Genomic DNA, 14,670 nt, shown 5'->3' with positions numbered 1-14,670 from the left:
GTTGCTGGATGGCTACACATTTCCACTGGGGGATTTTTGATTTTTGAAGGAAAATACTGCAAACACAAAGGTTGGAATGACCACGAAGCCAACAAAAGCAATGTAGGTATAGTACGCCAAGAACCTAAAGAGGACAAATAAGTCATTTCCAGCCAAATAGGCGGATATAGCCACCATTAGACTGATGATATAAATCATATAGGGGGTATTGATTTTTAAACCCTTCAGGATTTTAATGAGGGCATAGAAGGTGACCACATACTTTATATACCAGCCCCCGACTATTTGCAGCATGACGAATAATTCTCCAGCCTCTAAGAAACGAAAATGACTGACCAATTGGGTTTGCAGAAGCTTTGGATAAGGCATTTGATTGATTCGGGAAATATCAAAGGTTGCGATGACGCCTGTGGTTGAAACAATCTGCATTTGTATGACGAAGAGTATCCCCAAAACAGCATAAAGGAGGAGTCTTTTCTTTGAAGTTACATCCACTAAGTAGGGAAAAGTAATTGATACACAACCAAATAAACCTAAGGTTTGGAGGATAGAGAGTATAAAACCGCCACTAATCCCTCGGGCGAAAACAGGAAAAAGTAGACTATAATCCTTATAGGGATGGGTCATGGCTGCTAAATTCATACCGGCGATAATAATGAGGGAAATGCCAATTAGGGTAACTGTAATGATGGCCACAAGGTCCTGCTTTAGGGTATAAATAGCTGGACCTACAAAAAATAGTATAAAAAACCATACAGGGGTTGCCACTAGCATATTGGTATGCATCGAACTGGCCTCTACCGCTGCACTTTCCACTAAAGTAAAAAAAAGTGTTAGACAAAAGAGTCCCAACATCACATTGCCGAAGGTCTTACCCAAAGCCCCTTGAAATATTTCAACAAGGTTATAGACATTATTTTTTTGACAGGTTTTGATGACGTATATCAAGAACAGTAGTATTAAAATTGAGGAAGTAATCACTGCCACCCAGCTGTCCCTTAAACCGTTCTGGATAAAAACCTTAGGATAGGTCTTTAGGGATACAATGCAAGTGGCCAGTATTAAAAAAGCATAGTGCTTTGGATTAATTTTATCCATATACTCTCTCCTTTTATTTAGCTTGTAAATCTTAAGATTCATCTATCCATTATTACCACTCATTAGAATATTATTCAACCCAATGACCAACAATAGTGTATGGGGTGATGTAGATGAGCAAAAATAATATTATGATACATAAATACAAGGAGAAACTTGAGGAAATTCAAAAAACATTAGCTAAATGCTATGATGTCACATATCGCATAATCATTTCAGACGGTGGAGAAGTAACTGCAATTTTCATAGATAATATCTGTGATGTAGTGCAAGTTAATGATTATGTCATTAGGCCACTGATGAAGACAGAATTAAGGGGTCAGCATATGGACTTTATAAAGAACTCTATTATTGAGGTGGGAATTACTGAATATGTCCATTCTAACGAAGAATTATTGCAGCATATTCTGTCGGGTAACGTTGTTTTACTATTTAGTTTTGCTGATGAGATTATTTACTGCGAAACTAAAAAGTATAGCTTTCGTGCTATACAAGAACCCCCCACGGAGTCCGTTATCAAAGGTCCAAGGGAGGGATTCAACGAGAGTACAAACGATAATATATCCCTTATTAGGAAAAGATTGAAGGACAAAAAATTAAAGCTTGAAAACCTACGTATCGGAACAAGCAATCATGCCACTGTAGTTATGTGTTACCTGGAGGGTGAAGCCCCCAAAGAGCTGGTGGACTACATACGGCAGCGATTAGAAAATGAAGAAGTAGAGTATCTTGTTGGCTCAAAATATATAGACGAACGATTACAGGAAAAGCGTTCTATTTTTGATACGATTGGTTATACTGAAAAGCCTGATGTAGCCGTAGCCCATATGACAGAGGGGCGGGTTGTCATATTGGCAGATAATACTCCCTTTGTCGTAACGGCCCCCCATTTTTTCTTGGAGAACCTCAGTACTGGAGATGACTATTATGGTAATAAATATGCTCAAAACTATTTTCGATTGGTCCGTTGGACAGGCCTATTGATTGCTTTGTTGTTACCGGGTCTATATTTGGCCTTGAATACATACCATTACAAGCTTATTCCCACCATTTTTGTTTTCCGTTTAGCTGTCACAAGGGCCGGGGTACCTTTTCCAACAGTGGTGGAGATCATGATCATGATGTTTTTTTTCCAGGTATTAAGGGAAGCTGGAATACGGCTGCCCCAACCTATTGGATCTGCCCTCAGTATTGTTGGTGCCCTGATCTTAGGGGATGCTGCAATCGGTGCAGGATTGGCATCGGAAATCACCGTTTTAGTGGTGGCCCTAGCTTCAATATCATTGTTCTTAATACCAAAGTTATATGGTCCCATAGTCATTTGGTCAAATATCATTTTAATTTTTTCTGCTTTATTGGGACTACCGGGTTTTTATATAGGTTTTAGTGTGTTTGTTTCCCACATATCCAGCCTCACCAGCTGTGGATATCCCTTCCTCTATCCATTGGGAACCTTCAAAAAGTTTAAATTTAAAGATTTAGTCTTTAGGGGGGACTTACGTAGCATATCTGACAATATCTTTGAAGAGGGGAAAGAATCATGAAACGATTGGTGCTGGTATTCACTATTTTATCAAGTCTACTCTTAACGGGATGTTTCTCCTATAGGGACATAAATAAGGTCATTTTTGTTACTGCTGTCATTGTGGACATCAATGAGGATGATGAATATGTACTGACTGTAGAGGGCTTCCACTCTTATCGGAGTAATCAAACCAATGCTGAGCAAGGGGAAAAAATTTTTCTCCAGTCCAAAAGCAAATCTGTTTATGAGGCCGCAAGGCAATTCAATCATAAAGCTAGCTATAAGGTGGATTATACGCAAAATAAAGCCTTTATTGTGACTGAAAGGGTTGCCCGGAGGGGTATTAAGCCCATTATGGATATATTGGAAAGGAATCAAGAATTGATCCTTCGCTCCTACACCTTGGTGACAACTGAATCTCCACAGGATATTGTGGATTATGAGATAAAACAAAATGAATACATTGGTCTATATTTAGATGAGCTGATGGAGAATCCATTTTTAGTAAAACAGCATCGATTAGACAGGGTAAATCAATATTTGAATTATCGGATAATGGAGGATAGAACCCATATCCTCTCTATTCTTCAGTTGGAAAAAAATCCTGTTAGTACAAATCTAATGGCAGAAGAAGGGGCGATTATGCAGGATGATGTCATGGTGGGAAGGTTAAGCCAATCGGAGATGAAGTTCTATCGATACCTGCAAAATAGAATAGATCGGGCTTTAATATCGATCCCTCATATTGAGGATAAGGAGAAACTGATTTCTGTAGATACCATTAAAAATAAGACTAAAACGGAAATAGAGTATGATGGTGAAAAAATCCTATTAAAGAAGAAAATTTACATAAGAACAATCTTTGGAGAAACCCAAAGCCCCTTAATTTTTACTAAAGAAAATATTGAAAAAGTAGAAGAGTCGGTAGAAAGAACCATTAAAGATAACTGTATGGCCTTATTTGCAAAAATGAAGGAGGAGGGTTTTGATATATTTCAAATAACAGAACTAATGGAGAGGAAATATCCTAATTTAGATTTGGAAGATCCCCTGTCCATTACCCAGCTACAATTAGAGGTGGAGCATCAGCTGGAGGGTAGCACCAATATCACCAGTTTTAGATAGGTGAGGATAACAATCTAATAGCAAAACACAGAGTCGTTTTTATTGACTCTGTGTTTTTTTACGATAAAAGAATAGCACCTTTTGAAAATGGTGAATATACTAACTACGGGCTAAGGGAAGGAGGCCTTTTTTAATGCTTAGATATCCGTCGTGGGGCTGAACAAATTCTAGTCTAAGGACGGTTTTGGAAAATTTGAATAGAGCCTATAATTAAATTAACAATATATGTAAAGGGAGTTGTAAGAAATGACTAAAACATTAAGTATTAGAAATTTTAAACTGGAGCTTAATATTACTAGAGATAAAGATTCATCAGAAAACTTGAAAAAACACAAAATAGGCAGGGAGATAGAGGTAGGGATGTTGTATGATACAATAGAAAAGGAAAAACAAGAAACATTAACTAAAATCCATTGGATTACCCATTTAATTAATTAAATCAAAAATTGAAAAACCCTTCAAAGTCGTTGGAGACTTTGGAGGGTTTTTCTACTTCTGACAAACCGCCACCATCAAATAATACTTAAAATCAGGCTTTGGTATTTCAATTACATCATCAATTTGATGATACATAGTGATGTTAGAAAAAGTTTTCAATACTTTTACAAATTCTTCTTCTGTGTACTGATAAACATGGTAGGGGCAGGAGCAAGGGTGATCTTTACCTCTTCCAAAGGGGGTAGAAATAATCAGGGTTCCGTCGGGCTTTAAGAGGTTATAAAGATTATTTATAAAAATGTTATCCCCCTCGAAGTGCTCAATTGTCTCAAAGCTAACGATGGTATCAAAGGTACCATATTTTTGATGAAGGTTTTCATTTAGGGCGTCCTCGACAAAGTAGCTAGTCTTCAAATAGGGATAGTGTTCCTTTGCATAATTGATGCTTTCTATTGAAGAATCAATGCCTATATATTCTGTAATATTGGGTTTTTCTTCTAATAATATGTCGCTGCCATAACCCACCCCACAGGCTATGTCTAAAACCCTTCCTTTACAAAACTGTCTTGCAAACTCATAACGGGCTATATGCTCCATTAAGATTCCACTTTTAGGATTCATTTCAAATGGAATGACCCTCTCTCCAGTATAATTCATTGATAAATTCCTTTCTTTTCGATTGCGTCTTTGCTATTTTCATTATAACCAATTATAATTATATATTATAACAAAAGAAACCATCGCATATAAAATAAAGAGAGGTTTTTTTGCTGTTAAAATGTAAAGGAAAGAGGTAAATGACTTGCGATTAATAAAAAAAATGATTCATAGGGACCTAAACACAACGGCAGGAAGAACCTTTGAAAGAACTTCTGCTAGGGGAATTATCCTAAGGGGAACAAAAATACTATTGATTTATACAAAGTACTACAACGATTATAGCTTTCCTGGGGGTGGGGTTGACCCAAAGGAGGATTTGATTAAAGGCTTAAAAAGGGAGCTGGCTGAGGAAACAGGGGCAAAGAAGATCGATTTAATCCAAGAATTCGGATATATTGATGAATATAGACCCCATTATAAACCAGAGTATGATCTAATTCATATGGAATCTTATTTTTATGTTTGTAGGGTAGAGGAAGACTTTGATAATATAAAGCTGGAGGATTATGAGGTCGCCAATGGTTCGTCACCTGTTTGGATAGAGCTGGATGAAGCAATCAAGCATAATAAACAGGTAATAACAAACCAAGAGGAATCCATGGGTTTTTCTATTGAGAGGGAAACTTTGGTGTTGGAGCTGGTGAAGAAGGAACTTTTGTAAATTGTAAGTAAAAACAGAATAGATTCGTTGCTTGATCCCAAATAGTAAAAAGCCCATTGTGCATAGAACATGCCCTTGGGCTTTAATTTGTCTATACGACGAAAGTGGGGTATATGGCGATGATATATTAAATCCAGAATTAATCTGCACACCAACGGGATTAATTGAATAGACTAAAAATGGATAGTTAGTTATGAGGAGGGAAAAAAATGACGAAAAAAGGAAAAATTAGACGCTTGTTCCCAGGAGGAAACACATCTGTAGGCTTTTATTCATATTATCAACATGTTATTAACTTAAAGGAAGCCAATAGACTTTACTTATTAAAGGGAGGCCCAGGATTAGGTAAATCCCATCTTATGAAGAAAATAGGTCAAGAAATGGTAGATAGAGGTCATGACATAGAACTACACCATTGTTCAGCAGATCCAGACAGTGTCGATGCAGTAGTGATTCCAGATATTAAGGTGGCAATTATTGATGGAACCGCACCCCATGTAGGGGTGTCGTAAACACACTAATTATAAGCCACATATTTTTTACTTAAATTTTAAAATTTTTGTAGGCTTTAGTAAACAGAGGATTAACGTTATAGCATATATAAAAGCAAAAAAAGAACTCTAAGAAGTCTTAGAGTTGAATTATTTTTATTAAGAGAACTACTATCAAAATTGATAATATTAATTCTAATAGATTTAGAATTTTCCTCATCTATAAACTCACCACCTTTGGTTAAGATTTACATTAATAAATGTAATCATAAACCTTCCTCCTGTGAATTCATATTTAGGACGTTAAATCCTTCCTCCTGTAAATTCATAAACCTTCCTTTCCATTATCTTTATCTAAATGCGTAACTAAGTTGTCATAAATTAGCATAAACCTTCCTCCTGTGGTGCATTTATAATAATATATCAATCGGAAGAAGTGTAAGTCAATATAATTTCAAATGTTTTTTGTAATATTTTTTGGAAGCAAAATTTTTTGCTATAGGGATTTATCTAAGATTAAAGTAATATTTCACTAATTTCCTCTTTACTCATTTAGCAATAAGTCAATTTATAATCTTTAGGATAATGGCTTTCACTAATTCTTACACCTTTCTACTCACACATTGTTTATCCTTTAATGTAATCAAAAGTCAGTAATATTAAAGGAATCAAGGCATAATTGTAGAATTAAAATATATGCAAAATAATTATAGTGTTTTCAATTATTTATATATGAAAGGGAGTCAGGAAGATGGAGAAGTTAACACTACAGCAATTAGAATCAAAATTATGGCAGTGTGCAGATATTCTTAGAGGTGAGTTATCTGCAACCCAATACATGGATTATATATTCGGTATGCTATTTTTAAAGAGAATGAATGATGAATTTCAAGTGGAAAGAGCATTAAGAGAAGCTGAATTTAAAGAGCAAGGGATGGTTGATGAGGAAATAGAAGAACTTCTTAATGATTCCTCCATTTATGAAACCTTTTACATTCCAGAACAGGCAAGATGGGATAAGCTGAAGAACTTAAATTTAAATATTGGGCCAGAATTGGAGAAGGCCTTTAAAGCGATTGAAGATGAACCTAAGAACAGTGAGTTAATGGGGGTACTAACAACTGTAAACTACAATGATAAGGAAAGAGTACCTGATAAGAAATTAAATCAGCTTTTAATGATTTTTGATAGTATGAATTTATCTAATAAATACTTAGTATCAGAAGATATTTTAGGGGATGCCTATCAATATCTTATTGAAAAATTTGCTGATGAAGGTGGAAAAAAGGGGGGAGAATTTTATACTCCTACAGAAGTAGTTAAGGTAATGGTAAATCTACTAAAACCACAAGAAGGCGAGCGTATTTATGACCCTACCTGTGGTTCTGGGGGTATGCTTATTCAAAGTATACAGTACATAAAGGAGCATGGCGGTAACCAGAAAAATGTATCTCTATATGGTCAAGAAATCAATCTCTCTACTTGGGCTATTTGTAAAATGAATATGCTTTTACATGGAGCAAAAGGAGCGGATATTCAAAAGGGAGACACCATAAGAGAACCAAAACATACAGAAGGCGGAGTATTAAAAACCTTTGATAAAGTTCTGGCGAATCCACCCTTCTCTCTTAAAAATTGGGGGTTAGAAGAAGCAAGTACAGATCAATATCATAGATTCCCCTATGGTACACCACCAAAATCCTATGGAGACCTTGCCTTTGTATCCCACATGGTTGCCAGTTTAAATACTAAGGGAAAAATGGCAACAGTTGTACCCCATGGAGTTTTGTTTAGGGGTGGAGCTGAAGGAAAGATTAGAGAAGGCTTCTTAAAGGATGATTTGGTAGAAGCCATTATCGGACTTCCACAAAATATCTTCTATGGAACGGGTATTCCTGCGGCTCTAATAGTGATCAATAAGAACAAAGTAGAAGAAAGAAGAACCAAAGTATTATTTATAGATGCAAGTGAAGGATTTGTTAAAGACGGAAATAAGAATAAATTAAGGGAAAAAGATATAAATAAAATTGTAGAAGGCTTTGATGAATATGTAGATATAGAAAAGTATGCCAATGTAGTGGAGCTTGATAAGATTAAAGAAAATGACTATAACCTTAATATCAGTAGATATGTAGATACGACAGAAGAAGAGGAAGAAGTAAACATTGAGGTAGTATTAGATGATATAAGAGAGCTAAAATTAAAGATGGCACATTCTGAAGAGGAACTAAACCAGTATCTTCAAGAATTGGGATTTGATACAATATAGAGGTAGGTGAGAAGAATGAAAAAGGTTAGAGAAGGATATAAGATGACAGATTTAGGTGAGATACCAGAGAGTTGGAACTTGAGGATGATAAGAGAAGTTGTTAATATAAATCCAGAAAGCCTAGGAAATAAAACCAATAAAGACTTTATACTTAATTATATCGATATAGAAAGTGTTAGCACAGGAGTTATTAATAATACAAAAGTATATTCTTTTGATGAAGCACCAAGTAGGGCAAGAAGGAAAGTTAGGAAAAATGATGTTATTATCTCAACTGTAAGACCATATTTAAAAGCTTTTGCAATAGTAAAAGATGACTTAGAAAATTTAGTGTGTTCAACTGGTTTCGCTGTTTTAAGAGCGAAAGAGAACATAGAATTTCAATATATATATCAATGTACATTAAGTGATGGCTTTTTAAATCAATTATCAAACAAAATGGTTGGTTCAAATTATCCAGCAGTAAACTCAACTGATATACAAGAAACATTAATACCAGTTCCTCCACTAAATGAACAACAAAAAATAGCCTCCATGCTATCATCAGTAGACCAACAAATAGAAATCACCGATAATCTTATAGAAAAAACAAAGGAACTGAAAAAAGGGCTTATGCAGAAGCTTCTTACAAAAGGAATTGGACATACAAAGTTTAAGGATACGGAGATTGGGAGGATACCTGAGGAGTGGGAGGTAAAAGATTTAGGAGAAGTATTTAAGCTTTCAAGTGGTAACTTTTTATCTCAAAAGAATATAGTTTTGGGAGAATATCCGGTTTATGGTGGTAATGGGATTACAGGTTATCATAATCAATACTTAATTGAGGAATCTAAAATTGTAATAGGTAGAGTTGGTGCAAAGTGTGGGTGTGTATGTATATCGGAACCAAAATCATGGATCACTGATAATGCATTATTTATATCAGACGAAATTACTAAATTTGAAATTACTTTTATGTTTTATTTATTAGGGTATCTGAATTTAAATCAATTTGCTAATCAAAATGCCCAACCTGTTATTTCGGGGCAAAAAATTTATCAGCTGAAAGTACCCCTTCCAGATTATATCGAACAACAAAAAATTTCAGCAATATTACTATCAGTAGACAATCAAATAGAAAAATATGAATCAAAACGAGAAAGTCTCCAAACTCTTAAAAAAGGACTAATGCAAAAACTCCTAACAGGAAAAATCAGAGTAAAAGTATAGATATAAGGGGGGGGATTTGATATGGCAACGTATAAACAAATACAAACATATGTTAAAGAGACTTATGGCTTTGTCCCTAAGTCCTGTTGGATTGCTCATATGAAAGAAATTAAGGGGATAGAGAGCAGAAAAGCATATAATAGAATGGATGATAGTATAAGAAAGTATCCATGTCCAGAAGATAAACAACAGTATATTGAAAGTGCATTTAGATATTTTAAAATAATAGGTTAGGAAATAGGGGGTGGGGGAATGACCTATTTGGGAAATGAGGAAACTCTCGTAGAGCTTCCAGCGATAGACTACATGCAGAATATTTTAGGGTATGACTTCATACATGGTACTCAATTAGTACCAGAAAAGGATGAACGGGATACCCTAACTGAAGTCATATTAATTAAAAGGCTGCATGCTGCATTAAAGAGATTGAATCCATGGATGGATGAAGGAAATATTAACAAATGCATTCGATATTTAAGTAGACTAGAGAACCTTGGGGCAAGTCTTTTAGAGATTAATGAAAAGTTATATGAAGCCATAGTAGATTTAAAATATACGGTGGATCAAGATATCTATGGTAATGGACAAAAGAAACCCCAAACAGTCCATTTTATAGACTGGGAAAATGTAGATAATAATGACTTTTTAATCACTAGACAGTTTGAAGTGAAAACTCTTTCAGGAAAATCTATTTTTCCTGATTTAGTTGTCTTTGTTAATGGGATACCAGTAGTTGTGATAGAGTGTAAATCACCCTTTCTAGAAAGGACTAAGAATGAAAACATAGGTAAAAAGCAAGCTTTTGAACAGCTTAGAAGATATATGAATGAGCGGGACCCTAATATATTAGAAGGAAATGCAAGGCTTTTCTATACGAATTTCTTTACAGGGATAATGAATAAGTATCATGCCTATGTAGGTACCATTAGCTCTAAGTATAACCATTATCTAGAATGGAAAGATCCCTACCCAGTTGGAAAGGATAAGGTACAAGGGGTAGATGAATTTGGACAGAACTTATTCTTACAGGGACTACTAGAAAAGAAGAATTTAATAGATATAATGAGAAACTTTATATTGTTTGAAACAGATAATGGTATTACAATTAAGAAAATCTGTAGATACCAACAATTTAGAGCGGTGAACAAAGCTATTAAAAGATTAGTTGAGGGAAGAGACTCCTTATCAAGGGGTGGTGTTGTATGGCATACCCAGGGATCCGGTAAGTCTTTGACGATGGTAATGTTGGCTAGGAAAATAAAACGAACTAAGGAGCTCTCAGATGCAACGATTGTGGTTGTAACCGACAGAATAGACTTGGATAAACAAATCTTTGGGACTTTCATAAGAACCCTATCTAAAATTACTACTCCTATAAGAGCAGATAAAATAGCTGTTATGAAGGAACTTTTATCTGAAGCTCAACCAAAGATAATTATGACTACCATTCAGAAGTTTGAAAGTGAAACAGAAGAAAGAGAAGTCATTGAGGATGGTAAGAAGGTGAAGCTGAAGTTTAGTCTTCCCTATGAAGTGCTAACAACAAAATCTAATGTGATTGTACTATCAGACGAGGCCCATAGAAGTCAATATAAGGACACAGCTGCTAATATGAGAACAGCTTTACCTAATGCGACTTTTATAGGATTTACGGGTACACCAATAGATAAAGAGGACAAATCTACCCCAAGAACCTTTGGGGGATATATTGATAAATATGGTATCAAAGAAGCAGTAGATGATGGGGCAACAGTAAAGATTGTATATGAGGGAAGAATGCCTCGTCTTCATATTAAAGATACAACATTAGATGATCTATTTAATGAAGCCTTTGAAGATAAAACAGAGGATGAAAAGGAAGCAATAAAGAAAAAGTATGCCAATAAGAAGATTATTGTTGAATCTGAAGATCGGATTAAAGATATCGCCATAGATATGTTAGAGCATTATAGGGATAATATACTCCCAAATGGTTTTAAAGCCCAAGTTGTATGTGTTAGTAGAGAAGCCTGTGTAAAATACTACAATGCTTTAACTAAGTATATGAAGGATATTGTAGGTGAAGAGCTAGAGTGTAAGGTTATCTTTTCTGGGGATTTAAATGATCCTCCTCATCTAAAGAAACATTTCTCTACAAAGGCAGAGCAGGAAGGGATAATTGAAAGGTTTAAGAAGCCAATTGAAAAGGATAAACTATGCTTTATTCTTGTAAAGGATATGCTTTTGACAGGTTTTGATGCTCCTATAGAACAGGTCATGTATCTTGACAGGTCTCTGAAGGAACATAACTTATTACAGGCAATTGCCAGAGTAAATAGAACCCATACTATGGAGGTTGTACGGAAGGTTGAAGAAGAAAAGATAAAGAAAAGTAACATTATAAAACAATGTGGTTATGTTGTTGATTATTATGGCGTTTCCGATAACCTAGAAGAAGCTTTAGCGATATTTGACAAGGAAGACTTAGGAGAACCAATGCAGCCAATGAATGACTTATATAAAGAAATGCTCTCCTATAGAGAAGACGTCATGGGACTATTCATAGGAAAAGATAAGAATAACCTCGATGAATTAATAAAGGTATTAGAACCACAGGATCAGAGGGCAGAATTTGAAATAGGCTATAAGCGATTCTCAGGTGCAGTAGATATGCTGCTTCCATCCCATGTGGGGACAGATATATTAAATGATCTGAAGTGGCTTGGTTATATCAGAGCTGGTGCAAAGGCGAAATATAGCCCCCATGAAGAGCTGGATATTAGCGATTGTGGAGAGAAGGTAAGAGAAATTATAGAAGAATATCTAGAATCTCTTGGTGTCATCCAATGGATAGAACCAATAACCCTATTTGAGGATGATTTTAAGACTAAAATCAACACCTTAAAGTCTGATGAAGCCCAAGCTTCAGCCATGGAACATGCTGTAAAACACGCCATAAATGTAAAGATGGATGATAACCCTGTCTTCTATCAAAGTCTATTAGAAAAGCTTCAAAAGATATTAGATGATACTACAACCGACTTTATAGAAAGAAAAAAGAAACTTCAGGAGTTTATTGAAAGAGAAGTAGAAGTAGGCACAAAATCCCAATCTAGAGTATTAGGTTTAAGTGAGAAGGAGTTTGCTTTCTTCGAGGTTGTTAAGAAATATATAGTAGATGAAGCGACTGATGATGGTGTCGTTAAGGAAGAAACTGAAAGTTATTTAGGAAATGACATAATAGATCTATCAAAAAATATTGCAATAGATATTCGTAGGGTTGTAGAAGAAAACTATGTTGTAGACTGGGTCAATAATCAAACAAAAACCTCTGATATAGAAAGAGCCATTTTTATGATGTTAATTAAGAACTACCACAAGCAGATTAAGTTAAATATAAGAAAGAGTATGGTTAACCCACTATTAAATTTAGCTAAGAGACATTTCTCAATACTAGAAAGATAATTGAAGATTAGAGGGAGTTAAATGAAATTAGAATTTAAATATGGTACAACAAATATAGAATTCAATGTAGTTTTTAAAAACAGAAAAACGATGGAAATTTCAGTAGAATCCCCTGATGTTATCACCATTGTTGCTCCAGTTGGTACAAGTGAAGAACAAATAATAGATAAAGTAAAAAGTAAAGGAAGTTGGATTATTCAAAAGATATACTCCTTTAAACATATGCATTACCAGCCTATCCCCAGGGAATTTGTATGTGGTGAATCCTTTATGTATCTAGGGAGAAATTACTCCATGATGATAGAAATAGATCCAAATATAAAGATACCTGAAGTGAAGCTATATAGGGGTAAGTTTATTGTTACTGTGAAGGATAAGGCTGAAGAATCCATACGAAAAGCTATGGAGCAATGGTTTAGGGATAGGGCTAAGACACTAATAGAAGAAAGAGTCAACTACTACCAAAGATTCTTTAACATAAGGCCTGCGGCAATTAAAATTAAAGAACAAAAAAAGAGATGGGGTAGCTGTACATCAAAAAATGAACTGCTATTTAATTGGAGATGTGCTATGGCTAAATCCAGTGCATTAGATTATATTGTAGTTCATGAGATGTGTCATATGTACCATAAAGATCATTCAAAGGAGTTTTGGGAGCTCCTGGCTTCAGTATTGCCAGACTATGAAGTAAGGAAAGGCTGGCTAAAGAATTATGGGGTTAGGATGGATTTGTAATATGGAAGAACAATAATAAATAGTGGTTCTTTAGATTGTAACTTTCTACTCTATTCAACCTTTCCTATTTAAACTTACAGGTATTAAAATCACTTAGATAGAATAATGATGTATAGTCTTTAGATAATTTATTAAAATACATATTTTACAAATTAAAATTATTAATTACACAGGGGGAAATTAGATGAATTTGGCCATGAATGATTTATGTAACCTAGTTGCAAATGAAGGAGCTAGATATGCACTCCATCACAATGAGCTTCTTTTAGAGATTATTAATGACACTACAGACAGAACATTATCCTATGAACAGAGGAACGTATGTTTCGAAATTTTTTCATTTCTTAATTGGGCATTTGCAACTGGAGTCTGGTCAATTTTAGATAATCCTTCTTTAAGAAGAGATTTAATGGAACAAAGTTTGAAAAGTATTGTAATAAAGACTTCATATGAATTATCTAAGGATAAATCAAATGAGGCTGTTGCTTTTTTAGCATCAGAATTAGATGGGGAGTTTAGGTCTAAGATAAGATTATACAATGAAAGAATTAATGAAATGGCGTTGTTGGGGATAGAAATAGATGCAAATGCTGTAACATTGGTGGGATTAGAATGGATACAAGAAGAGTTTGAACTAGATGATTATGAGATGAGTATTATAGTTCCAGAATTTCTAAGTAGAGTTGGAGATATTGCTAAGATAGAACAGATAGCTCTTCAAGTAAACAGAGCTGTAGAAGAAAGAGGAAAAAAAGGTGTATTTGATAGATTCAAAGAAGGTTTTTCAAGGTAATATTAGGGTGACAGATTAGAAAATAGGAAATAAATAAAAAAAGTGGAGTCGAATACCATTAGACTCCACTTTTTTCATTTATTCATTTGAATTGTCAACCACCCAAATGTTCGTAAGCGTACAATAATGTAACCGCCAAAGAATCGACGTATAGAAACTAAATCCAATAGTTGATACAATAAATCCAGTAGAGGTTAGTTGTTGCCTGCTCTACTGGATTGT

General features: G+C 34.7%; 13 protein-coding genes. 11 read left to right on the top strand and 2 right to left on the bottom strand.

The window, feature by feature from the left end; translation table 11 throughout:
• Nucleotides 1-12: 12 nt before the first annotated feature.
• Nucleotides 13-1,098: a GerAB/ArcD/ProY family transporter gene (locus JOC73_RS06580; protein ID WP_204401400.1), complete on the bottom strand. Its 1,086-nt coding sequence runs from the start codon at nt 1,096-1,098 to the stop codon at nt 13-15.
• A gap of 113 nt (nt 1,099-1,211) precedes the next feature.
• Here JOC73_RS06580 and JOC73_RS06575 point away from each other — a divergent pair, with 113 nt between their 5' ends.
• The 3 genes from JOC73_RS06575 (at nt 1,212) to JOC73_RS06565 (ending at nt 4,186) form a co-directional block, all read left to right on the top strand.
• Nucleotides 1,212-2,642 carry a spore germination protein gene (locus JOC73_RS06575; protein WP_243427877.1) on the top strand — a complete coding sequence of 477 codons (1,431 nt, stop codon included), beginning with the start codon at nt 1,212-1,214 and terminating at the stop codon, nt 2,640-2,642.
• Nucleotides 2,639-3,748 (top strand): Ger(x)C family spore germination protein, encoded by a 1,110-nt coding sequence (locus tag JOC73_RS06570; RefSeq protein WP_204401398.1) that lies wholly within the window; start codon nt 2,639-2,641, stop codon nt 3,746-3,748. The genes JOC73_RS06575 and JOC73_RS06570 overlap by 4 nt, the downstream gene beginning before the upstream one ends.
• Before the next feature lie 246 nt (nt 3,749-3,994).
• Complete coding sequence (locus JOC73_RS06565) at nt 3,995-4,186, top strand: hypothetical protein (RefSeq protein ID WP_204401396.1); 192 nt, start codon at nt 3,995-3,997, stop codon at nt 4,184-4,186.
• 51 nt (nt 4,187-4,237) lie between these two features.
• Here JOC73_RS06565 and JOC73_RS06560 read toward each other — a convergent pair whose 3' ends face one another.
• On the bottom strand, nt 4,238-4,843 hold the full coding sequence (locus tag JOC73_RS06560) for a class I SAM-dependent methyltransferase (RefSeq protein ID WP_204401394.1): 606 nt from the start codon (nt 4,841-4,843) through the stop codon (nt 4,238-4,240).
• Nucleotides 4,844-4,988: 145 nt separating this feature from the next.
• Here JOC73_RS06560 and JOC73_RS06555 point away from each other — a divergent pair, with 145 nt between their 5' ends.
• The 8 genes from JOC73_RS06555 to JOC73_RS06520 all read left to right on the top strand — a co-directional run bounded on the left by JOC73_RS06555 (nt 4,989) and on the right by JOC73_RS06520 (nt 14,448).
• Complete coding sequence (locus JOC73_RS06555; RefSeq protein WP_204401392.1) at nt 4,989-5,507, top strand: NUDIX domain-containing protein; 519 nt, start codon at nt 4,989-4,991, stop codon at nt 5,505-5,507.
• 209 nt (nt 5,508-5,716) lie between these two features.
• Nucleotides 5,717-6,019, top strand: a complete 303-nt coding sequence (locus JOC73_RS06550) for an ATPase (protein ID WP_204401390.1) — start codon at nt 5,717-5,719, stop codon at nt 6,017-6,019.
• Between the two features lie 730 nt (nt 6,020-6,749).
• Entirely contained in the window at nt 6,750-8,267 is a 1,518-nt protein-coding gene (locus JOC73_RS06545) for a type I restriction-modification system subunit M (RefSeq protein WP_204401388.1), read from the top strand.
• A gap of 15 nt (nt 8,268-8,282) precedes the next feature.
• Nucleotides 8,283-9,476 (top strand): restriction endonuclease subunit S, encoded by a 1,194-nt coding sequence (locus JOC73_RS06540; RefSeq protein ID WP_204401386.1) that lies wholly within the window; start codon nt 8,283-8,285, stop codon nt 9,474-9,476.
• A gap of 21 nt (nt 9,477-9,497) precedes the next feature.
• Nucleotides 9,498-9,710 carry a hypothetical protein gene (locus JOC73_RS06535; protein ID WP_204401384.1) on the top strand — a complete coding sequence of 71 codons (213 nt, stop codon included), beginning with the start codon at nt 9,498-9,500 and terminating at the stop codon, nt 9,708-9,710.
• Nucleotides 9,711-9,728: 18 nt separating this feature from the next.
• Nucleotides 9,729-12,920 (top strand): type I restriction endonuclease subunit R, encoded by a 3,192-nt coding sequence (locus JOC73_RS06530; RefSeq protein WP_204401382.1) that lies wholly within the window; start codon nt 9,729-9,731, stop codon nt 12,918-12,920.
• 21 nt (nt 12,921-12,941) lie between these two features.
• Nucleotides 12,942-13,655: a M48 family metallopeptidase gene (locus JOC73_RS06525; protein WP_204401380.1), complete on the top strand. Its 714-nt coding sequence runs from the start codon at nt 12,942-12,944 to the stop codon at nt 13,653-13,655.
• Between the two features lie 184 nt (nt 13,656-13,839).
• Nucleotides 13,840-14,448 (top strand): hypothetical protein, encoded by a 609-nt coding sequence (locus tag JOC73_RS06520; RefSeq protein ID WP_204401378.1) that lies wholly within the window; start codon nt 13,840-13,842, stop codon nt 14,446-14,448.
• Nucleotides 14,449-14,670 lie beyond the last annotated feature (222 nt).

Source organism: Alkaliphilus hydrothermalis (assembly GCF_016908555.1).
Classification (GTDB): Bacteria; Bacillota; Clostridia; order Peptostreptococcales; family Natronincolaceae; genus Alkaliphilus; species Alkaliphilus hydrothermalis.
This window is presented reverse-complemented; position numbering and strand designations above follow the sequence as displayed.

Coding starts and splice junctions, on each gene's coding strand:
- JOC73_RS06580 (WP_204401400.1), bottom strand. CDS start 1,098: ATGGATAAAATTAATCCAAAGCACTATGCTTTTTTAATACTGGCCACT.
- JOC73_RS06575 (WP_243427877.1), top strand. CDS start 1,212: ATGAGCAAAAATAATATTATGATACATAAATACAAGGAGAAACTTGAG.
- JOC73_RS06570 (WP_204401398.1), top strand. CDS start 2,639: ATGAAACGATTGGTGCTGGTATTCACTATTTTATCAAGTCTACTCTTA.
- JOC73_RS06565 (WP_204401396.1), top strand. CDS start 3,995: ATGACTAAAACATTAAGTATTAGAAATTTTAAACTGGAGCTTAATATT.
- JOC73_RS06560 (WP_204401394.1), bottom strand. CDS start 4,843: ATGAATTATACTGGAGAGAGGGTCATTCCATTTGAAATGAATCCTAAA.
- JOC73_RS06550 (WP_204401390.1), top strand. CDS start 5,717: ATGACGAAAAAAGGAAAAATTAGACGCTTGTTCCCAGGAGGAAACACA.
- JOC73_RS06545 (WP_204401388.1), top strand. CDS start 6,750: ATGGAGAAGTTAACACTACAGCAATTAGAATCAAAATTATGGCAGTGT.
- JOC73_RS06540 (WP_204401386.1), top strand. CDS start 8,283: ATGAAAAAGGTTAGAGAAGGATATAAGATGACAGATTTAGGTGAGATA.
- JOC73_RS06535 (WP_204401384.1), top strand. CDS start 9,498: ATGGCAACGTATAAACAAATACAAACATATGTTAAAGAGACTTATGGC.
- JOC73_RS06530 (WP_204401382.1), top strand. CDS start 9,729: ATGACCTATTTGGGAAATGAGGAAACTCTCGTAGAGCTTCCAGCGATA.
- JOC73_RS06525 (WP_204401380.1), top strand. CDS start 12,942: ATGAAATTAGAATTTAAATATGGTACAACAAATATAGAATTCAATGTA.
- JOC73_RS06520 (WP_204401378.1), top strand. CDS start 13,840: ATGAATTTGGCCATGAATGATTTATGTAACCTAGTTGCAAATGAAGGA.